The organism is Nitrospira sp. (genome assembly GCA_029194535.1).
Taxonomy (GTDB): Bacteria; Nitrospirota; Nitrospiria; order Nitrospirales; family Nitrospiraceae; genus Nitrospira_C.
Map to the genome: position 1 here is coordinate 26478 of JARFXR010000003.1, position 21724 is coordinate 48201.

A 21724-nucleotide genomic window follows, 5' to 3' on the forward strand; every position below is an offset into this window, starting at 1 on the left:
TCGCCCACGTCGTATTGACAGGCTTGATTCGGAAGGCGCATGATGATCAGTTGCTAACCAAGAGGCCACGAATGGAACCGGGGTAACCCTCAAGATTCCTACGAGGCTGAGTCGTTCCGGCACACCATCACGCCCTCGCGGAGGTCTCATCCGCGAGGGCGTTCGCGTTTTCAACACCTTCTCACTTGCTCACTTGAAGCGGAATTCCTACGTACTCAAGGAGGACTGTATGAGATCGGTGCTGACTTTGCTGCTGGGACTGGCCGTCTGGTGGCCTGCATTCGCCTTCGCCGAAGGAGCCGGAGGCGGCTATCGAGGAATCGGCTCCATGTACTACACGCTGATGTGGGTCGTCCTTTGCTACGGGCTGTACGACACCTTCGGCAAAACCGTCATGTACATCGGTGCTCCGATTCTGGCGGTGACCTTTTACTTTCTACTGCCTCCGACATAAGTAACGGCAACGAAGGGTTGAGGGAGACGGCATTCGTCTCCCTCGCTCCTGTATCACCCTCCCGAGCGTAAGAAACCACCGAAGATGTGCGCCGCGGCAATGATTGGGGACGCCGATCATGATGAAGCCCGTCCGCGATTACCGAGCAAGGGCCTTCAGGCGGTCACTCAAGCGGAGATTCTCTTCATAATCCACGGTGCAGTCGATTACGATCGGCTGGGGGCTTTGCAACGCCTCCATTAGCGCGGGGCGAAGTTCCGACAGCTCCGTGACTCGATATCCCCGTGCCCCGAAACTCTCGGCATAGCGAACCAGATCGGGGTTGCCGAAGTCCACCGACGCGCTGCGGCCGAACCGCACCATCTGTTTCCAGCGGATCACCCCGTATCCGTTGTCACGCCAGACCAGTATGACCAGCGGCAGACGAAGCCGCACGGCGGTTTCCAGTTCTTGAGAATTCATCAGAAACCCGCCGTCTCCCGTCACGGCGACCACTCGCCGCTCAGGATGCAGCAGCTTCGCCGAAAGGGCGCCCGGCACGGCCATGCCCATCGCGGCAAAGCCGTTCGAGATGATGCAGGAATTGGGAATCTCACAAGGAAACATCCTTGCCATCCACAGCTTATGCGCGCCGACATCGCAGATGATGAGGTCGTCCGGCCCCAGCGCGGCGCGCAGTTCTTTCATGAGCCACTGAGGTCGTATGGGACCGGACGACCCGCCTTGGAGTTCAGCGGCAAATCCGTCGACGACTGTGGCACGCGCCTCGTTCACCCAGGCGGAGCCGAACGGCTCGAGGTGCGGCGCAATCTGTCCCAACGCGAGCCGGATGTCGCCCAACAGGCCCACGTCCACGATGTAATGTTCGTCCACTTCGGCGGGCGAGGGGTCGATATGCACAATGTGCTTGTTGCGATCCGGATTCCAAAAGCATGGCGCATACTCGACAAAATCGTACCCAAGCGCGATGACGACATCGGCTCGTTCCATCACCGAGGCCGAATAATCTCTGGCTTGCAGCCCCAGCGTATACAGGGACAGCCGATCGCTGTCCGGCATGACCCCCTTGGCCATGAAGGTATGCAGGACGGGAATGTCTAGCTGACGGGCAAACCGTCGAACTTCTTCATGCGCTCGGCCCCGGACGACTCCGTTGCCCGCGAGGATCAGCGGCCGCTGTGCCCGGCGAATCGACTCCGCGGCGCGGGCGACCTGTGTGGGCGACGGCTCCGGCGCAGCCGGCGCCTGCACGAACAGCGGCTTCGATATTCGCTCTGCATCCGTGATCGATTGGTCCGCCACGTCCTCGGGCAATTCCAGGTGCGTTGACCCGGGTTTTTCCATCTGGGCCACTTTGAACGCCTTGCGAATCGCCTCCGGAATGACCTCGCTCTTCGGAATCGACGTATTCCACTTGGTGACCGGCTTCAGCATGGACATGACGTCGATATACTGGTGGGATTCCTTGTGGCGACGATTGAGGGAGGCTTGACCGGTGATGGCGACAAGGGGCGCCCGGTCCAGGTACGCGTCCACTATTCCGGTCATGAGATTGGTGGCCCCGGGCCCCAATGTCGACAGACAGACGCCCGCCTTCCCGGACAGGCGGCCGTACACATCCGCCATGAAGGCGGCGCCTTGCTCGTGCCTGGTGTGCACGACGTGAATGCCGGAGTCGAGAAGCGCGTCGATTAATCCCAGAGTTTCCTCTCCCGGCAGCGCAAAAACGAACTGCACCCCTTCATTCTCCAAACAGCGAACCAACAGTTCCGCAGCCGTCATCTTCTACGAGGCTCCTTTACGTCGCTTCATTCTATCAAGCTCACGGCAAACCGAGCAAAGCATCACGCGGCCCGATTCGCGACGGGCGAGCCGTGGATCGCTCTGAGTCACCGGCGCACATGTGGTCCGACGACGAAGGGATCGAGATCAATCAGGCAGGCGACCGGGCGGCATCCATGCTCCAGATTCCGGATCCTTGCGCGGAGATGGAGAGAAACACGAAGCAGTACAGGGCGGCCAGCTCGCCCATATTTTGAATCGGCAAGGGTGTCTGGAGGCCGTGAGCCATCCAATAGGCGAAGGCCATGAGCCCGCTGCAGAGAAAGGCGGCCCAGCGGGTGAACAGCCCGATCATGATCAGCGTCCCTCCGATCAGCTCGATCGGACCGGCGATGGCGATCACGAAGGAGGGAATCTGCGGAGGCGGCGGCATTGGGAAACTGAACAGCTTCTGCGTGCCGTGCCACAAAAACAGGAATCCGGCCACGATACGCATGAGAGCGTAGGTCTGCTGGGCATAGGCCTGCGGGATCGGGGACATACTCACCTCCTCGGTAGGGCTCGGTAGAAATGAAACCGTCGATCATGACACGGAGGATGTCTCAAGCTACCCAGTTGCTCTGGATCTGTCAACGCCTCCCGCCCCGATACGCCATGATCTCAGCCTTCAAGGCCTGCACCGAATCCCGCCTGGCGGTGATCGAACCCGTATGGTAGGGTGGACAGACTATCCACCCTGTCGGCCGAGCGAGCCGTGACAGGACCGAAAACCACATGAACAGATCACGAATCGGCTCTCTCATCCTCACCGGCGTCCTGCTCCTGCCGGCGGTTCTCACCAGTTGCGCCACATCGCTCCTTTACAACCATGCGGATTGGCTGATCACGCGTCAGATCGACGCCTACTTCGATCTCAACCGTTCGCAACGTTCATTCGTCTCTTCCCGGTTGAACGGAATCCTGAGCCGCCATCGCCGGGAGGCTCTCCCTCAATATGAAACGGTGTTGCATGAGATGGCCGCCAGGGTGCAGCGCGGTCTGACCGATGTCGACGTGCAATGGGCGGCCGCGGAGTATGATCGGTTGAGGGCCGACCTGTTTGGCCGATTCTCCACGGACGGAGCTGAATTCATCCGCCTGGTGAACGATCCACAGATTCCGCACCTCAAGCAATCCCTGCAGGCGCGCCTCTCGAAAGAAGAAGCGCTCTTGCATGACGATCACCGCACGAGACTGTCGAAGCGCACGGAGCGGCTCCTGTCATTGGCGCGCGAGTGGCTTGGAGACCTTTCCCCGTCGCAAGAACGGGACATTGCCGGGGCCGCGATGGATTTGCCGGACATTCTGCCCTCCTGGTACGCGCATCAGATGGAGCGCAATCGGCAACTCATCACCCTGATCGAATCGAGGCGAAACGAAGACACCCCGGGGCGCATGAACGAATGGCTGGTGAATCAGGACAAGACCGCCGATCCGGAGTTCCGAGAGCAGTTGCGCCAGTTCAAAGTACGCATCGGGGACCTGCTCCTCATGATCGATCGGTCGGCGACCGCGGAGCAGCGGCGCCGCGTCGTCGCCAAGCTCGACGACCTGGCTCAGACCGTCCACGGTCTCAGCCGCATCTAGGAGTCTGTCCGCATGATCCCGGATTCCGCAGTTGGATTCGGGCCTGTGGTCGTGAAAGAGCGATGAGGGCTCCTCCAGTCATCACATCAGAGACGATCAACCCCTGATCGCGAGGGCACAGGTTTCTCCCGTTGGCCGTAGCTCCCCCAACCTACCGCTCCGCGCACCGTTGTCCGCCGACACCGTCCGTCGTACAGGGTCTCGATTCGTGGGGGGAAGAGACGGTCGCCGATCGGCCGGACTGATCGGCCTGCATCGCCCGGATCGCGTCAAGGTTTTTCTGTTCGTTGGTTCCGGACTCGACGTCGATCTTCTCCGCCGCCGGGCCGATCATGATCAATCCGCAGCCTGAGGACAGCGCAGACAGGATCAGCACAATGGAGACTCGGACCGCCACCTTGCCTTTCAGCAGCACCATCGCTCACTTCATTCCCACGACCATGCCGTCCGGACCGGCCAGACGCTTCACTTTCGTGCGCTTGAATCCGACTTCCTTCATCCATTTACAGCAATCAGCCCCGGTAAAGTCGAACCCACCCGGGGTCTCGATCAGCATGTTCAGGCTCATCAGGAGACCGAAACCGTTCGTCTTCCTCGCATCGTCGATCAAGGCCTCGTGCACGATCAACGCGCCGCCGGGGGGCAACGCCTCGTAAGCCTTTCGCAGCAACATCATCTTCTCGTCCAGGTTCCAATCATGAAGAATATGCCCCATGATCAAGACATCGGTCCGAGGCAGCGGGTCCTTGAAGAAATCGCCCGGGTGGAACCGCAGCCGTCGATCGAGAGCTTTGCCCTTCACATAGGCTTCGAACACCGGCTGAACGACCGGCAGGTCCATGCCGGCGCCGGTGAGATGCTTGTGAGCCATGGCGATTTCTCCGGCAACGCCGCCCTGCGCGCAGCCGACGTCGACGAACGTCCGGTAGCGTTTCCAGGGAAATGTTCTCGCAAGGACCTGGGCCGTTCCGAGGCTGAGGCCGGTCATGGCCTTGAGAAAGTTCTCGAGCCTGATCGGATCGGCATAGAGGGTTCCGAAAAAATCATCCCCGGTCTTGGCTTCGTTCTGCGGCTGGCCGGTGCGCAGCCCCTCGGTGAGCGCTCCCCAGAACCGGTAGAGCCGGGCATTGGCCATCTCAAGGATGCCACCGACGTATGACGGTTTCGTCCGATCGAGAAAGAGCGCCGCCTCCGCACTGTTGGCGTACCGCATTCCGGTACGTTTGAGCAGACCCAGCGCCACCAACGCGTCGAAGAAATCCCGCGCGCTTCGCTGATGGAGGCCCAGCCTCGTTCTCAACACTTCTCCTTCCAGCGGACCCTGTCGAAGCTCGGTAAAGAGCCCCAATTCCACGGCGCTCAGCAGCGTCTTCGAAGCCAAAAATCCGAGCCCGATCTCCATAATCTTCGCTGGATTGACCCGATGAGCCGCCATACTCCTCCTTTGCTTCTTCAGAAGCGGTGAACTGACGCGCGCAACGCCCCGACCGCCGTCATGAGTCACGCGACCGACGTGCGTAGGACACGTTCGCCGCGGCCGTCATGCCAGTCCATGCTGTTCGCGGCCGATCCGGCCGTCATATCGATTTGTGGACTTGAACAGTTCGAACCGGCCGTCCGCGGCATACCGAGCCGCGCGCGTCCGCAACGCCTCCATGTCGCCGGTCGAGAGCGGACTGAACCGGCGGGCAATGTCGAGATTCTGTCGAAGGACCTGCGCGGAATCCATCCCGCTCACGACAGACGCGATCGGCAGCGTCAATACATACCGCAGCGCTTCTTCCGGGGTGAGAATGCCCTGTTTGATGGGCTCGGCGCTTCCGCTCATGCTCTTCATGCCGATGGGGGCGACCCCGCGCTGATTCAGCACCGGGAGGACCTCGTGTTCGAAACTTCGATAGGTGGCGTCGAAGACGTTCAGCGGCATCTGACAGGTATCGAACGGAAAATCGTGTGAGAGCATCTTCAGATGGATGCGAGGGTGCTTGTGGCCGGTGAATCCGATAAACCGCACCTTGCCCTGCTGTTTGGCCTGGAGCAGAGCTTCAGCGGCTCCACCCTCGGCAAAATGCCGGTCCGGATCGTCCTCATACACGACTTCGTGGATCTGCCAGAGGTCCAGATAGTCCGTCCTGAGACGTCGCAGGGACTCCTCAAGCTGCTGCATCGCCACATGCTTGTCCCGTCCATGCGAGCAGAGCTTGGTCATCAAGACGACCCGCTGCCTGCGCCCCCGGAGCCCCTTCCCCATCAGCTCTTCGGACCGTCCCTGATGGTATTCCCAGGCATTGTCCAGGAAGTTGATCCCGCTGTCGATGGCCTCGTGGAGCAGTCGAACGGCTTCAGCATCGTCCTCGACGCGACCCAAATGGGCTCCCCCGAAACAGATGGCTGAAACCTGGAGCCCGGTCTTTCCCAAGGCACGAGCGGGAATGTTTCCCGTGGAAGGACCGGCCGAAGAAGGCGCCGGCTCAAGCCAATCAACCAGTCCGGAAGACCCCCCGAACGCGAGCGCCGAACCGGCTACACCGAGTATCCTCAGCACCTGTCGGCGATCGATCTCCTGTGACAAGGCGCCTCCTTCCCGGCTCGCGCGTTCGGCATTTCCAGGAGCTGCGGTCCGGCTTCCCCGCACCGCCCTTCGTACCCTTGGGTATCTCTTATCCTCGCCCGGGGCGGTCTGGCCCCATCCCTCATTTCGCGCATCGACCACCCACTCTCACCCCTCGTCCTCACGTCTCCATCATCTCCAAGCGCGCATCGAACTCGTGACCGCAGCTCACGCAGCGAATGCAATCGGACTCAACGGTAAATTCATCGCTCCTGATTCCCATCCCTCCGCAGTCCGGGCATCGGGCCAGGTGGACCCGCCGATCGTCCACCGTTTCGTATTGGCTGCCTCGATAGCAATAGATCGGCTTGCCGTCGAGCAGCCAGGCGTTGCCCGCATTGTCGATCACCGGCAACGCGAGATAATGATGTTTGACATACTCCTCGATTTCATGCCGGCTCGCGAAGCCGTCCTTGATGAATTTGCCCGTAGCGGCTTCGTAGAGGGCTTGATCCCTGATGATGGCTTTCGTCGGTCCCATGGTCCCTCCTCTCCCATCGTAGGAGCCTATCCCGGATAGCTGATGGCGTACGGCGCGAGCGCTCAAGAATCGTCTCGTTCGCGCTCCTGGCTATACGCCGCTCGCTCCCCTTGTTTGATGTCACACGACGCCGGAGTAGTACCGCAGAATATTCGAAACGGAGATGACCCCGATGATCTCTCCGTCTTGCGCCACTGCCAGATGTCTCGTGGCCTGTTCCTTCATCAAACGCACCGCTTCAATGAGCGGGCGATCGCCGCGGATTGCGACTAACGGCGTCCTCGCGCATGTCTGCACCGAAGTCCTGGTCGGGTCAAGGCCGTTGGCGACGACATCGCGTGCGAGAGCGGAATCCGTAATCAACCCGATGTAGGTCCGGCTGTCGGTAACCAATAGAGAGCCGGTCTTCCATTTCTGCATCAATTGGCCCGCTTCGCGTAGGGTGGCGGACTGAGGAATACTCCTCAATTCCGGCGACATATGTTCCGCCACCTGCGGTCCGGTCAGGATCTGCCGTCCGGATTGTCTCTTGGGCACCGCGGCTCGCCGCGCCTCCAATTCTGATACGCAACTCTCCAGTACTCGGCCGCGCTGCATGAGACTTTGTCTTTCGCTGTCCAGACCGACACTTTCCGGAGCTTCCTCCGTCATGTTGACAAGCCCCGCGGCTTCACCCAACTGTGCATACTCGTATGCGTCCACCAACGGAGAGGTTTCTCCGAGCGAATCGGCAATCAGACGCACGGTTTCCAGATCAAATTCCTCCAAAGTACGGCTCGGCTTTCTTTTCTTCACATGTTGCGCAAGATCCGCCAACTGCTTTCGCATGCGCTCGATGCTGAGCTCGATGGAAATGCGAGGTTTTCTGGACATGGTGCGGGCGGCCATGGCACCTCCTCCATATAGGTGAGGGCCCGATATTACGCCCGCCAAGATTGCCTAGGCAAGCAGTCCGATGTCATGGCTCTCTACTATCGAAGGGTCACACCGCGTGATATTTATGCGACGTTCGTGGACTGACAACCGCAATGCTTGGGCGGCATCACACGATTACTCGACCGCGCACAGGGCTTGAACCGGCGGAAACTGCGCACAAAAACATCGTCGATGCCCGCACCGATCATTCCGGTACGGTGATTGCGTAAGTCACGTGAGGCAAAGGAGGCCATATGCGCGACGTCACCGTATGGGCCGCATGGTATCTCTTTCTTCTGGCCGTTCCCCTGTTCATTGTCGCCTCGCTGGTGCGCGAACACCTGCTGCACCGCCGGTCGGTCCGGCGAGCGGGCCTGTTGAAACCCTCGTAAGCTCCGGGCACCCGTTGCCTTGATCCGTTCCAATTTCGGATCACACAAGCGCCGGGAGACCAGCGACAGCATCGGCAACGAACACAACGCCACCCCATCGAATCACGGGATCACGGCCGGAGAGACCTGCCGTCCTGTGCCGCCTTATCCGTCGTGCCTCGGGACGACAAAGGAGCGGCAAGCTCTTCAAGCGGTCGCCCTTCGGCTTGCACCCCCAGCCAGAGTTCTGCCGCCGCGCCCACGAACATCATTCCCGCCCCCAGCAGATACCCGTAAGCGACGCTGGTGGTTGAGGATTCGATCATCTTGCCGTATAGCCAAGGCGCGAGCACGCCGGCCCCCTGGGCGACCATGAAGAAGAAGGCGATCGCCATCGCGCGGATTTCTATCGGGAAGATTTCGCTGACCGTCAAATAGGCGGCGCTCGCTCCCGCCGACGCAAAGAAAAAGACGAGAGACCAGAGCACCATGTGGGTCGACAGTGTGAACGTTCCCTGCGCGAACAGGTAGCCGGTCAGGACCAAAAGCGCACCGGCCACTGCATAGGTCAGGCTGATCATGGGTTTCCGCCCGATCGTGTCGAACAATCGGCCGAGCAAGAGGGGGCCAAGAAAATTGCCCAGGGCGAAGGGCACCACGTACCAGCCAATCCGGTCGGCCGGCACCGCATAGTGCTTCGTCAGGAGGAGCGGATAGGTGAAGGAGACCGCATTGTACATGAAGGATTGGGTCACCATGAGGGCGATGCCCAGCGCCGTCCGTCTGGGGTAGGTCGCGAAGAGTTCCCGTGCCACTGTCGCCGGCGTGGCATGAGTTCTCGGCCGCACGATGAGCGTCCCCCGAGGTTCCGGCAGCGGGCCCTGCTCCCGCACCAGCTGTCTCTCGATGCCGGAGACCACCGCCTCCGCTTCGGCAACCCGACCATGAGTGACGAGCCAACGGGGGCTTTCGGGGATCATCCGGCGGACCAGCGCCACTCCCACCCCGAGCACGCCGCCGAAGAGAAAGCAGAGGCGCCAGCCGAGGTATTCAGGGAACAGCGTCGGGTCCAGCAGCACAAGGGTCAAGAGCGCGCCTCCCGCGGATCCCAGCCACCAGCTGCCGTTGATCGCCAGGTCGGTTTGGCCCCGACGTGACGCCGGAATCAGTTCGTCGATGGCCGAATTGATCGCCGCGTATTCGCCTCCGATGGCCGCACCGGTCAGAAAGCGAAAGACCATGAAGCTCGCCAGGTTCCAAGAGAGAGCGGTCAGCACCGTGGCGGTCAGATACAGCGTCAACGTGATCATGAACCATTTTTTTCGTCCCTGCCGGTCCGTGAGATAGGCGAAGAGGAGCGCGCCGAGCACGGATCCGAAGAGATAGGCCGAGGCCGTGAGTCCGACCTGGGATTCGGTGAGATGCAGGGTCGTCGTGCTCGTCAACATCGGGCCGAGCGAGGCCACGATCGAGACTTCCAGGCCGTCCAGAAGCCAGGTCACGCCCAGCGCGGTGACCACCAGCCAATGCCAGCGCGACCAGGGAAGACGATCCAGACGCTGCGGGATATCGGTGGTGACGGAGACGGCTTGTTCGGCCGGCATGACCTCCTACCACCCCAACTGCCAGCGATGTCCGTTACGTTCCACGACCGCATCCGCTTCCTTCGGCCCCCAAGAACCGGCCGTATAGAAGTGCACATCGTGTTTGCCGGCCAGCAGCGGATCGTAGAGTTGCCAGGCGGTCTGCGTGAAATCCGCGCTGACGAAGAGGGTCTGATCGCCGATCATCACGTCGCGGAGCAGCGTTTCATAGGCATCACGCAGTGCGCCCCCGAACGCCCCGCCGTAGTCGAACTGCAGCGACTGAGAGGTAAAGCCCAGCCGCCTGGCCGGCGTCTTGACGGAGAAGCATAAGGCGAATCCCTCGCTCGGCTGCAACGTGATGAGCAACCGGTTGGAATCGAGGCTTCCCGGTTCGAGCGAACGGAAGACCTGAAAGGGTGCGGGGCGGAAGGTGACAGCCACTTGCGTGAGCTTGCGGGGCAGCCGCTTGCCGGTCCGCAAATAGAAGGGCACGCCCCGCCATCGCCAGTTGTGAATGTCCAGCTTCATCGCGACGAACGTTTCCGTCGTCGAGTCCGGCGATACGCCGCGCTCCTGCCGGTAGCCGGGGATCACGTGGCCGGCTGCCTCCCATGCGGTGTACTGGCCGAAGGCCACGTCTTGCGGATCGATCGGCGCGATGGACTGGAGGACCTTCAGCTTTTCGGCCTGGATCGCCGCCGCATCGAACGAGACGGGCACTTCCATGGCCACGACGGTCATCAGCTGGGTCAGGTGGTTTTGCACCATGTCGCGCAGGGCCCCGGCCTCCTGATAATAGCTCCCGCGATGCTCGACTCCGAGATCTTCGGCAACCGTAATCTGCACGCTTTCCACCATGTCCCGATTCCACAAGGTTTCGAAGATCGGGTTGGCGAATCGAAACGCCAAAAGATTTTGGACCGTTTCTTTCCCCAGATAATGATCAATACGGTAGATTTGCGACTCAGTCAGATGGCGGTGCAGCAGCGCATTGAGCCTCTGCGCGGAGGACAAGTCGTGGCCGAACGGCTTCTCGAACACGACGCGCACCCACCCGTCGCTCTTCAACAGGCCGGCCTGATCCAACCGTTCGACGGTGGACGGCACGGTGGTGGGCGGCAGCGCCAGGTAAAAGATCCGGTTCGCCGGATGCCGGCGGGTTTTTTCCAGCCGAGTCACCAGGGCCGCCAGCGCCTCATAGTCCTCGACCGTACCTTCGTGCACGGTGAGGTAATGCAGATGGTCGTCACACCACCGCCGCAGGTCTAACGCGTCGCGGGCGCCGGAATCCCGCAGGCCTTCGTAGACCCACAAGCGAAAGCCGTCCGCGCTCATCTCCGGCATGGCGGCCCCGACGATGAGGGTGTTCTCTTTGTCCAGTTGTCCCAACGTTCGCAGATGAAAGAGCGCCGGCATCAGTTTCCGGCGCGTCAGGTCACCGGTCGCGCCGAGAATCACGAACAGATGCGGTTCGACCGATTGTTCCGTCATGGTGCCGGTCCTCTGCGACATCCGTCCGGAACCGTTTCACTCTCGAAACAGCCGAACCGGAACTTTGCGCCCTTTGATTCTCGCCCGACTCAACACCTCGACAATCCCTCGCGCCAATGCCTCCGGCACGTCGACGGTCGAATAGCGTGCTTCAATCTCGATCGCCCCGATCACCTTCGGATTCACTTTCGCTTCGTTCGCAATAGCCACGACGAGGTCTCCCGGCCTGATGCCGGCTTCGCTCCCGGCCCCGACATACACTCGTGCCATGCCGGCTTCCTGTCCGCTATGGCCGGACCTTCGCTCCTGCGACCTGACTGGAGCCCCCTGATGACGACCATCAGGGTAGGCGGTGTACCGATGCGGTGGCCGATGTAATTCCGGCGGACGCATCGGCGTGGCCGGAATGTCCTGCTCCATTCGCTCTCCGCCCTGCGCCCGAAAGATCAGTTTCACGGCTGCGGCGGCCACCTTCCCCGGATCACTGGAAGCGGCAAGGGCATCGACGACGGCCTGAAAGCGATCGAGATCCCCCTCGGCCAACGCCTCCTGGACGGCCGCTCTGGTTCGCTCCAATCGCTTCGACCGGAGATCAGCCACCGTCGGCACAGGCGTGACGGTCACCTTGGCTTTCGTATGCTGCTCGATGCTGCGCAGCAACCGCTGCTCACGCGGATCCAGAATGGTGATGGCCGATCCTTCCCGTCCGGCACGGCCGGTTCGGCCGATCCGGTGCACATAGACTTCGGCTGACGACGGCAGATCGTAGTTGATGACGTGCGACACGTGCGGAATGTCCAATCCACGCGCCGCCACATCAGTCGCGACGAGCAATTCGGTTTGGCCGGTCCTGAACGCATTCATCACCCGATCACGTTGCACTTGACTCATTCCGCCGTGAATGGCCTCCGCTCTGTACCCGCGACTGTTCAACATAGCCGTCACCTCATCGACTTCCAGCCTGGTGCGGCAAAACACCAGAACGGATTTGGCGCCTGCCATATCCAAGACCCGCGCGAGGGTCGCGCCCCGGTGCGGCCTCGTCACCACGTACACGGTTTGCTGCACTCGGGGCGCGGCTCCCGCCTTGACCGGTTCCTTGGCGATCGTAATCTCGACGGGATCTTTCAAGTGTCGATGGGCGATCGACTTGATGCGCGGCGGCATCGTGGCGGACAACAACGCCGTCTGCTTGGTGGCAGGCGTCTGCACGAGGATGGCGTCGAGATCCTCGGCAAACCCCATATCGAGCATCTCGTCCGCTTCGTCCAACACCACGATCTGCACATGATTGAGCTTGAGCGTCTGCCGGCGGATATGGTCAAGCGCCCTCCCCGGAGTCGCGACGACGACATCGACGCCCCGCTTCAGCGCGTGGAACTGCGGCGCGATCGCCTGGCCTCCGTACACCGCCAGCACGCTGATCCGCAATTCTTTCCCGTACCGTTGCACCGCTTGGCTGACCTGAATGGCCAACTCACGCGTCGGCACGAGTATCAGCGCAGACGGACGCTGTCTGGTGGAATGGGCGATGCGCTGGAGCATCGGCAGGGTAAAGGCCGCAGTCTTTCCTGTTCCGGTAGCCGCCTGGCCCAGCAGATCACGTCCGGCGAGCAGCGGAGGGATCGCTTCCCGCTGGATCGGCGTGGGTTCCTCGTACCCCAACGTCTCGAGCGAGGCCAGGAGCGAGGCTTCGAGGCCGAGCGCGGCGAAACCCGGCGAAAACCCGGTGGCCGTATGGGCGGCAGGCGGATGAGTCGGATCAATCTTCATATGGAACCTTCACTCTCTTTCTGACGTGAGGCGCTGCGAACTCTTGCTAGAAACTACGATCCGGAGCGAGGGATGTCAACCGCCTTCCCCTCCTCTTGAATCTCACTTTCAGCTCGTTCCATACTTTCCGACCATGACCCCGCCTCATCAAGCTCCGCTTTCGAACATCGAAGCCGATACGGCCCTGCGCGCGATTCTGGAAGGGACCGCAACGGAGACCGGACAGCGGTTTTTCGCCGCCCTGGTGCAGAACCTTGTCAAGGCGCTCGGGACGCACGGAGCCTGGGTGACGGAATATTTCCCCGAGAAGCGCCGCCTCCGGGCCCTCGCCTTCTGGATGGACGGCCGATGGGTGAAGGACTATGAAGTGGATATCGTCGGGACTCCGTGTGAGCGCGTGATCGACACAGCCAAGCTGGTGCATTTTCCCGACCGAGTTCTGGAGATTTATCCGCACGAAGAGGAGTTGAAAGCGGCCGGAGCCGTCAGCTACATGGGCGCGCCGCTGCAGGATACGGACGGTCGCATTCTTGGTCATATGGCGGTGATCGACCGCCGGCCGATTCCGGAGGAGCCGAGGGTTCATGCGATCTTTCAGATCTTCGCCGCGCGGGCTGCGGCGGAACTTCAACGGCTGAGAGCCGAAGCCCAGGTACACGAGCGCGAGGAAAAAGTCGGGCGGCTCCTCAACAGCGCGATGGATGCCATCATCGAGCTGGACGATCACCTCCGCATCACCCGCGTAAATCCCGCCACGGAGAAAGTGTTCCACTGCCCGGCGGAGAAGATGACCGGTCTGGATTTCCGGCAGTTCGTCAGTCGTGGAGACGCAGATCGACTGGTCGCCTTCATCGCCGAACTGGACGGACGTCCTGAAGGACTGCAGGCGCGCTGGATTCCAGGCGGGCTCACCGCTCGTCGTCCCGACGGTGAATCCTTTCCAGCCGAAACGACTCTGTCACGCTTCGAACTGCATGACCGGAAATTCACCACCTTGATCCTCCGCAATGTGCACGATCGCGTGGAAGCGGAGCAGAAGATCCGGTCGCTCACCGCTGAAGCCGAACTGCTACGCGAAGAACTGCAGGCGCTGCATCGGGACGGCGCGTTGATCGGCGATAGCCCGTCCCTCAAGCGCGTCCTGCACGACATCGCCCAGGTCGCAGGCACCGACGCAACGGTGCTCATCACGGGCGAGACCGGCACCGGCAAGGAACTCGCCGCGCGCGCGATCCATGCGGCGAGCAAACGCCGCGAGCGGCCGCTGATTACCGTCAATTGCGCGGCGATTCCCGCCACGTTGATCGAGAGCGAATTGTTCGGACATGAAGCAGGCGCCTTTACCGGGGCGACCAAGAAGCGCGAGGGTCGCTTCGCCCTCGCCGACAAGAGCACCATCTTTCTGGACGAGATCGGAGAATTGCCGCTCGATCTGCAGGCGAAGCTCCTCCGCGTGCTGCAGGAGGGCGAGTTCGATCCTGTCGGGAGTTCCTCCACCAGGCAGGTGAACGTGCGCGTCCTGGCGGCAACGAATCGCGATCTGGACAAATCCGTTCGCGAGGGACGATTCCGCGAGGATCTCTTTTATCGTCTGAACGTCTTTCCGTTGCGCTTGCCCCCGTTACGCGAACGCGGCGACGACGTGGTGCGACTCGCTTCCAGCTTTGCGCAGCGGTTTGCAGGCAGGATGGGCCTGACGATTGCCCCGCTCACGGCGGACTGCGCGCGCCGGCTGAAGTCGTACAATTGGCCGGGTAACGTGCGCGAACTGCAGAATGTGATCGAGCGGGCCGTGATCACGGCCGCAGACGGATGCGTGAATCTGGACCGTGCGTTGCCCGAAGCCACGTCGGTTTCCGTGCCTGCCGCCGAAGAGATTCCCCCCTCCGCAGCGCGGATCAAAACGGCGCAGGAGGTGGAAGAACTCGAACGCGCCAATATCCTGCGCGCGCTGGAATCAGCCCATTGGAAAGTCTCCGGCAAGAAGGGCGCGGCAAGCCTGCTCGGCATGAATGCCTCCACACTCTCGTCGCGGATGAAAGTCTTGAAGCTTCAGAAGCCCCGCTGAGCACCGATCTCTCCCTTCGTTCATCCCGCGCTTCGAATTGACGCACGCCCATCTCCACGAATTACGAGATTTCACAAATCGTCTTACGAGATTTCGCAAATCACGCGTGCTCGACACCGGCCGATTTTCCCTCGCCCGATTCTAAGTCGCTGAACCTGCATGGTCTTGATCGCTTCCATCGTGCTGGCATCGATGCTGCTCTGGAAACCCCGCAGCATGGCAATCATTCACAGCAAGGAGTCGGGCCATGACGACCATTCGGGATCACGGCAGTGAAATGTGGCGAGCGATCGTCCGGGTCTTCGTGCTTGTGACGCCCTCTAGGTGCCGAGTTCTTGGAGTTGAAGCACGATCGAACATGATAGCGACATGTTGCTTACTCACAACGGCGTTTCTCCTGGGTGGTTGCGGGGCGAAGGATGCGCCAGCCATGGCGGTGGTTTCGTCCGCTACGCGGGAGACCATTCAGGCTGAAGTTGTCGAGATCACGCATGCGTCGGTCCCGGTCCGCGTCGAAGTGACCGGTCAGGTGGCGGCAAGCTTCCAGGCTGCGCTCTCCAGCCGCATCCAAGGAACCATCGACAGGCTGTTCGTTCGAGAAGGCACGTCGGTTGTGAAGGGGCAGACGCTCCTTCAATTGGATAACCGTGACGTTCGTGCCGACTTGGCGCGGGTCTCGGCGGAAGTAGAAAGCACGAAGGCTCAGCTCGCGCGCATGACCAACCTGTACGCCCAAGATGCAGTTTCAAAACAAGAACTGGAGAATGCGACTCGTGCCTACAAGGTTGCAGAAGCCGCCCGCAAGGCGGTGCTTGCCCAGCTGAGCTACACGATCGTCAAGGCGCCGTTCGACGGCGTGATCACGGAGAAAATGATGGAGGCGGGTGAATTGGCCTCGCCCGGGCAGCCCCTGGTGAGGATGGAAAATCCCCGACACCTTCAGCTTAAGGCAACCGTGGCGGAGGGAGATTTGAAATCGGTATCTCTCGGAGATGAGATTGCCGTGGTCATTGACGCATTGGATCAGCGAGCGCTGAACGGCGTTGTTGGCCAAATTCTTCCGGCCGGCGATTCGCACACGCACACATTCACCGTGAAAGTAGACTTGCCTGCGGAACCGGGGCTGAAAACCGGCATGTTCGGACGATTTCAATTGGATACGGGAACGAGCAAGACGATTCTCGTACCATGGACCGCGGTGGTCGAACGCGGCGAACTTACAGGTGTCTTTGCCGTTGGATCAGATCGGATTGCTCGTCTTCGGTGGATCAAAACCGGTCGGCGGCTCGGTCAACAGGTCGAAATTCTGTCCGGTGTGAATGTCGGCGAGTCGGTGCTGCTCGATGCGACCCGCGGCATCGACGGCGTCGCAGTCACTCTCGTCGATGCAACGGCATCGCCCGTCGTGCGGACGGCGTGCAGCGTGTCTTGTCAATCGCCGCGGTCACGAGTTGCAAGTTCTGTCTTCCGAATTTCTGAAAGCCGTCTCTCTGACGTGAAACGCCAAGCCTCAACTCCAAACTCGCCACTCGGAACTCAGACGAGAGCGACAACCGAGGATCCATGAGAGACGAACGACGAATGACAACCTACCGCCCAGGCCTTTCAGGCCGTATTGCCGGCCTCTTCATCGGAAACACGCTGACACCGCTCATCATATTGGGGATGCTGCTGTTGGGCCTATTCGCGATCCTCGCCACGCCACGCGAAGAGGAACCGCAGATCGTCGTTCCGATGGCCGACGTCTGGCTGCCCTTTCCCGGCGCTTCCGCCAAAATCGTCGAGGAACAACTGACCAAACCGTTCGAGCGCAAGATTTCCGAAATCAAGGGCGTGGAGTACGTGTATTCGATTTCAAGGCCGGGCGGCGCGCTGATTGTCGTCCGCTTCTATGTCGGCCAGCCCATGGAGAAGAGCCTGGTCGATCTCTACGACAAGCTGATGTCGAATCAGGACCTGCTGCCGCCAGGCGCCGAGCCTTTTCTGGTCAAGCCGAAGGACGTGAACGACATTTCAATCGTGACGATTACTCTGTCGAGCGGACGATATGGGGAATTCGAACTGCATCAATTGGCCGAGCAGGTGTTGGAGGAGGCCAAAAAGGTTGCGGGCACATCCGGAGGTTTCATCGTCGGCGGTCGCGCGCGGGAGCTGCAGGTCCAGATAGACCCGGCAAGGCTGAGGGCGTATGGGTTGACTCCTTTGCAAATCGCGGCCGTCATTCACGGGGAGAATCGCGCGCTGCCCACGGGGCGATTCGACAACCGCAATCAGAACTTCCTCGTGGAAACCGGACAATTCATCCGCTCCCATGAGGATTTGAAGTCGTTAGTGGTCGGAGTACGCGAACAGCGGCCTGTGTACCTCAGGCAGGTGGCCGAGATCATCGACGGACCGCGTGAAGCGACTCAGTACGTCTGGTTCGGTCTTGGCGCCGGTGGCGCGGATGCCGTCTCGCCTGACGCACCACCATTGCCGTCTCACGAATTCCCGGCCGTGACCGTGGCCATCGCCAAGCAGGGCGGCGTCAACGCAGTGACCGTGGCCGAGGACGTCATTCGCAAGGTTGAAGACATGAAAGGCGTGATCGTTCCAGCGGATGTCCGCGTCACCATCACGCGCGATTACGGACAAACCGCGCAAGAGAAGGCCGACGAACTGCTGTGGCACCTCCTTATCGCCGTCGTCGCAGTGGTCGTTTTCCTCGGGGTGACATTAGGACCGCGACCCGCGCTGGTCGTATCCGTCGCGATTCCGCTCACCCTTGCCTTGACGATTTTTACGTCCATGCTGATCGGCTACACGATCAACCGCGCAACGCTCTTCGCGCTGATCTTCTCCATCGGCATTCTGGTCGACGACGCCATTGTCGTCGTCGAGAACACGTACCGACATCTGACGTTGCGCCTTCGTCCCCACGACGAGGCGATCATCTATAGCGTCGATGAAGTAGGAAACCCGACGATTCTGGCAACCTTCACCGTCATCGCCGCGCTCCTGCCGATAGCCTTCGTGTCCGGGTTGATCGGCCCCTACATGAGGCCGATTCCCATCAATGCTTCCATCGCCATGTTCTTCTCCCTGCTCGTCGCTTTCATAGTGATTCCTTGGTTCTGCCGAACCTGTGACCGTCCTGTGGCTCCCGTCACAGGAGTAGCTCACGATGCCAATGAAGCCGGTTCGACGGCGCGACTCTATCGTCGGCTGCTCGCTCCGCTGTTGGCCAGACCGGTCTTAGCCTCCTCCTTCCTCGCCATGGTCGCCCTCTTACTGGTCGGATCATGCCTCTTGTTCTACACCCGCCACGTCGTCATGAAGATGCTGCCGTTCGACAACAAGAGCGAGATCCAGTTGGTGATCGACATGCCGGAAGGGACAACGCTGGAGGAAACCGCCCGGGCGGCCAAGGCCCTGACCCAATATGTCCGCACCGTTCCGGAAGTTCGGGACTACCAGGCCTATGTCGGCACGGCTTCTCCCTTCAACTTCAATGGACTGATGCGACACTACTTTCTGCGCTCGCTGCCGCATGAGGCGGACATTCAGATGAATCTGGTCGCGAAACAGGACCGACCCGCCCAGAGTCATGATATCGCCCGGCGGCTTCGTCCCCCGATCCAGGAGATCGCACGTCAGTATGGCGCGAATGTCAAAGTCGTTGAGGTGCCGCCGGGTCCGCCGGTGCAATCAGTGCTGGTGGCGGAAATTTACGGCCCCGACTATGGCCGGCAGCTTGTTGTAGCGAGCGAAGTTCGAGCGCTGTTCGAGTCCACAGAGGGGGTTGTTGATGTAGACGACTCTATCGAGGCGGATCAGGTGAAGTATGTCTTCGCGGTCGATCAGGCGAAAGCGGCCCTGGCCGGAATTCCATCCGAAGAAATCGTGAAGACGTTGCGCATGGCGCTGGAAGGAACGAAAGCCGGGCTCGTCCATATTCCTCAAGAGCGGAGCCCGGTTCACATCGTGCTCCGCCTGCCGCTCGCCGAACGGACCGGTCTGGAGCATCTCGGCAAGATCGGGCTGCGTACGAGCGGCGGCACCATGGTCCAACTGTCCGAATTGCTCACGATTGAGCAAACAGTCCAAGACAAAGCGATTTATCACAAGAACCAGAAGCCGGTGGTGTATGTCGTCTCCGATATCGGAGGGCCAGGCGCAGAGAATGCGGAGAGTCCCGTGTACGGCGTACTCGGAGTCGGGAAGAAACTGGAAGACTATCGGACGGCCGAGGGATATCGGATCGAGCAATTCTATGCCTCCCAACCCTGGTCGGAAGAGAAGATCGCGATGAAATGGGACGGGGAATGGCACATCACCTATGAGACGTTCCGCGACATGGGCATCGCCTTTGCCGTTGCGATGTTGCTGATCTACCTCCTGATCGTCGGGCAGTTCCAATCCTTTCTTACGCCGCTGATCATCATGGTCCCGATTCCACTCACGCTGATCGGCATTCTGCCCGGCCATTGGTTGACAGGGTCGTATTTCACGGCCCCGTCGATAGTCGGCTTCATCGCGCTCGCCGGCATCATCGTCCGAAACTCGATCTTGCTCGTGGATTTCATCCAGGTGCAAATGCGTCTGGGTGTTCCGTTGCCTGAGGCGGTCATCAGTGCCGGCGCAATCCGTATGCGGCCGATTCTCCTGACGGCCGCCGCACTCATGGTGAGCGCCCTTGTGATCATTCTCGATCCGATCTTCCAAGGGCTGGCTGTATCCCTCCTTTTTGGCGTGGGGACATCGACATTGCTCACCCTGTTCGTGATCCCCTTGCTCTACTACTGGATTGCCGGACACACGGCCCAATCCGGCCGACCTTCCATGGAAACTGCGATGGGAAACGGAGAAACAGTCGCTCATCGCGTAGGGGCAGAAGGAGTGCCGGTTTGAGCGAGCGGGTGCAGGGATGAACTGGGAGCGTTTCTGCCGGAATGCCGACCGGCTCTTATTTCGGCAATTCTTCATCAACCAACACTATAAAGGAGAGTTCCAAATGTCACAGGCAACCATCAGCGGAGCCATCAACGGAGTCGATATCGACCGGATGGGGAAGACGGTTCAAGCGATTCAAGCCGATTCAAGTCTTGCGGCGTTTCAATTCCGCGCGGCGAATCGATGGATCAGCGGCGGGCATAACCGCTCCCAGATCCGGAGTTTCTACGGCGCCGGGCAAGAAGACCGCATTCGCACTGCTCCCTTCGTCCTCGAAGCCGACGAGCCGCCGGTGCTCCTCGGGGATGACCACGGAGCCAATCCGGTGGAATATGTGCTGCACGCGTTGGCGGCCTGCTTGACGACATCGCTCGTCTACCACGCCGCCGCGCGCGGCATAAGGCTGGAATCGGTCGAGTCGAAGCTCGAAGGGGATCTCGATCTTCAGGGATTCCTCGGGATCTCGGATAAGGTTCGGAAGGGTTACAAGCAGATTCGCGTCAACTTTACGATAAAGTCAGACGCCACGCGCGAGCAACTGGCGGAGTTGACGACGTTCTCTCCTGTCCACGACATCGTGTCGAATCCGGTCCCGGTGGAAATCTCCTTCACCGTCGTCTAGGAGTCTGTCCGAGTCATCCTTCGTGGCGAGGCGAAGGAGGTGCAGGCAGATGAGCGGCGCAAGGGGCACCCACTTTCAAAGCGTTTCGTTCATGGTTCGACAGGCTCACCACGAACGAACTTCTTGGACGCAACACTAGGCTAAGGCTGCTCAGGCGCCCGGGCATCACTCCGGGCGCCTGAGTCATTGTCCGCAGTCTCAACTCGACATTCCAGCCGGCCAGAGCGACTCCAACTCGGGAAACTTCACGCGATAGTCGGCATGACTGGCGCGGATGACTTTCAGCGCTTCGTCCCGATCGTAGACGCTGGTGATTTCCACTTTATGCTGCACGGAGCCGGGCGCCTGCTTGTAGGTAAGGAAATAATGCTGCAGGCGATCGATCAGCGAGACCGGCACGTCGCCGATATCCTTGAAGTTCCCATAGGCCGCGTCCTCCTTCATGACGGCGATGATCTTGTCGTCGGCCTCACCGCCATCGGCCATGCTGAACCCTCCGATGGGGATCGCCGTCAACAGAATGTCGCTGTGGGGGATCGTCTTCTCCGTCAGCACGCAGATGTCGAGTGGATCACGGTCGCCCACCATTCCCTTCCGTCGCGCGCGCTTCGAGAAGAGGCCGGCCACCCTATCGCCGCAGTAGGTTTGCGGGACGAGCCCGTAATAGACGGGACAGAAGTTGGAGAATCGTTGCGGGCGGTCTACTTTCAGAAAACCGCTGTCCTTGTCCACCTCGTACTTGACGGTGTCGGTCGGCACGATTTCAATATAAGCGGTCACCACCTCCGGCGCCCGCTCTCCGATGGAGACCCCGTGCCAGGGGTGCGCCTTGAACATCAAACTCATCAACCGTTGTATCGGATCTCCCCCCGCACGTCTCATCTCTCACGCCTCCTGTGCTTTTCTGCTCTCTTCCCTTTCACGGTCGAGTGAAGGGTCATTCTTAGCGGGTGGCGCCAATCTGGGAGATTTTTCTCACCCGCCCAACTCAGCCGCGCCTCGGCGCGCCGTT

Annotated in this window: 18 protein-coding genes; 7 read left to right on the forward strand and 11 right to left on the reverse strand. The window is 60.6% G+C overall.

Translation table 11 applies throughout. The annotated features are described in order from the left end of the window. Window positions 1-229: 229 nt before the first annotated feature. Window positions 230-454 (forward strand): hypothetical protein, encoded by a 225-nt coding sequence (locus P0111_17325; GenBank protein MDF0645791.1) that lies wholly within the window; start codon window positions 230-232, stop codon window positions 452-454. A gap of 138 nt (window positions 455-592) precedes the next feature. On the opposite strand, the gene P0111_17330 is transcribed toward P0111_17325, so the two are convergent. After that, complete coding sequence (locus tag P0111_17330) at window positions 593-2236, reverse strand: acetolactate synthase large subunit (GenBank protein ID MDF0645792.1); 1644 nt, start codon at window positions 2234-2236, stop codon at window positions 593-595. A gap of 151 nt (window positions 2237-2387) precedes the next feature. Continuing rightward, entirely contained in the window at window positions 2388-2777 is a 390-nt protein-coding gene (locus tag P0111_17335; protein MDF0645793.1) for a DoxX family protein, read from the reverse strand. A 233-nt stretch (window positions 2778-3010) separates the two neighbouring features. Here P0111_17335 and P0111_17340 point away from each other — a divergent pair, with 233 nt between their 5' ends. Continuing rightward, window positions 3011-3862, forward strand: coding sequence for a DUF6279 family lipoprotein (locus P0111_17340; protein MDF0645794.1), 852 nt, complete (start codon window positions 3011-3013; stop codon window positions 3860-3862). A gap of 151 nt (window positions 3863-4013) precedes the next feature. Here P0111_17340 and P0111_17345 read toward each other — a convergent pair whose 3' ends face one another. From P0111_17345 to P0111_17365, 5 genes are all read right to left on the reverse strand, one after another. After that, a complete protein-coding gene (locus P0111_17345; protein MDF0645795.1) occupies window positions 4014-4280 on the reverse strand; it encodes a hypothetical protein in 267 nt (88 codons plus the stop codon). Between the two features lie 3 nt (window positions 4281-4283). Beyond that, window positions 4284-5297, reverse strand: a complete 1014-nt coding sequence (locus tag P0111_17350; GenBank protein ID MDF0645796.1) for a methyltransferase — start codon at window positions 5295-5297, stop codon at window positions 4284-4286. 105 nt (window positions 5298-5402) lie between these two features. Beyond that, window positions 5403-6434, reverse strand: a complete 1032-nt coding sequence (locus tag P0111_17355; protein MDF0645797.1) for an aldo/keto reductase — start codon at window positions 6432-6434, stop codon at window positions 5403-5405. Between the two features lie 160 nt (window positions 6435-6594). Continuing rightward, a complete protein-coding gene (locus P0111_17360; protein ID MDF0645798.1) occupies window positions 6595-6954 on the reverse strand; it encodes a hypothetical protein in 360 nt (119 codons plus the stop codon). Between the two features lie 120 nt (window positions 6955-7074). After that, the gene (locus P0111_17365; GenBank protein ID MDF0645799.1) at window positions 7075-7842 is read right to left on the reverse strand and encodes a CBS domain-containing protein; all 768 of its coding nucleotides are present in this window, start codon (window positions 7840-7842) and stop codon (window positions 7075-7077) included. Between the two features lie 281 nt (window positions 7843-8123). Here P0111_17365 and P0111_17370 point away from each other — a divergent pair, with 281 nt between their 5' ends. After that, entirely contained in the window at window positions 8124-8261 is a 138-nt protein-coding gene (locus P0111_17370) for a hypothetical protein (protein MDF0645800.1), read from the forward strand. 110 nt (window positions 8262-8371) lie between these two features. Here P0111_17370 and P0111_17375 read toward each other — a convergent pair whose 3' ends face one another. The 3 genes from P0111_17375 to P0111_17385 are packed head-to-tail and all read right to left on the reverse strand — an operon-like array spanning window position 8372 to window position 13090. Then, a complete protein-coding gene (locus tag P0111_17375) occupies window positions 8372-9844 on the reverse strand; it encodes an MFS transporter (GenBank protein MDF0645801.1) in 1473 nt (490 codons plus the stop codon). A 6-nt stretch (window positions 9845-9850) separates the two neighbouring features. Next, a complete protein-coding gene (gene zwf / locus P0111_17380) occupies window positions 9851-11317 on the reverse strand; it encodes a glucose-6-phosphate dehydrogenase (protein ID MDF0645802.1) in 1467 nt (488 codons plus the stop codon). Between the two features lie 36 nt (window positions 11318-11353). Beyond that, window positions 11354-13090 (reverse strand): DEAD/DEAH box helicase, encoded by a 1737-nt coding sequence (locus P0111_17385; protein MDF0645803.1) that lies wholly within the window; start codon window positions 13088-13090, stop codon window positions 11354-11356. Window positions 13091-13223: 133 nt separating this feature from the next. Between P0111_17385 and P0111_17390 the strand changes: the two genes are divergently transcribed. From P0111_17390 to P0111_17405, 4 genes are all read left to right on the forward strand, one after another. Then, entirely contained in the window at window positions 13224-15158 is a 1935-nt protein-coding gene (locus P0111_17390; GenBank protein MDF0645804.1) for a sigma 54-interacting transcriptional regulator, read from the forward strand. Between the two features lie 430 nt (window positions 15159-15588). Next, window positions 15589-16725: an efflux RND transporter periplasmic adaptor subunit gene (locus P0111_17395; protein MDF0645805.1), complete on the forward strand. Its 1137-nt coding sequence runs from the start codon at window positions 15589-15591 to the stop codon at window positions 16723-16725. Continuing rightward, window positions 16722-20048, forward strand: coding sequence for an efflux RND transporter permease subunit (locus tag P0111_17400; protein MDF0645806.1), 3327 nt, complete (start codon window positions 16722-16724; stop codon window positions 20046-20048). The genes P0111_17395 and P0111_17400 overlap by 4 nt, the downstream gene beginning before the upstream one ends. A 103-nt stretch (window positions 20049-20151) precedes the next feature. Then, window positions 20152-20712, forward strand: a complete 561-nt coding sequence (locus P0111_17405; protein ID MDF0645807.1) for an OsmC family protein — start codon at window positions 20152-20154, stop codon at window positions 20710-20712. A 198-nt stretch (window positions 20713-20910) separates the two neighbouring features. On the opposite strand, the gene P0111_17410 is transcribed toward P0111_17405, so the two are convergent. Further along, the gene (locus P0111_17410) at window positions 20911-21594 is read right to left on the reverse strand and encodes an inorganic pyrophosphatase (protein ID MDF0645808.1); all 684 of its coding nucleotides are present in this window, start codon (window positions 21592-21594) and stop codon (window positions 20911-20913) included. Window positions 21595-21724: the final 130 nt, after the last annotated feature.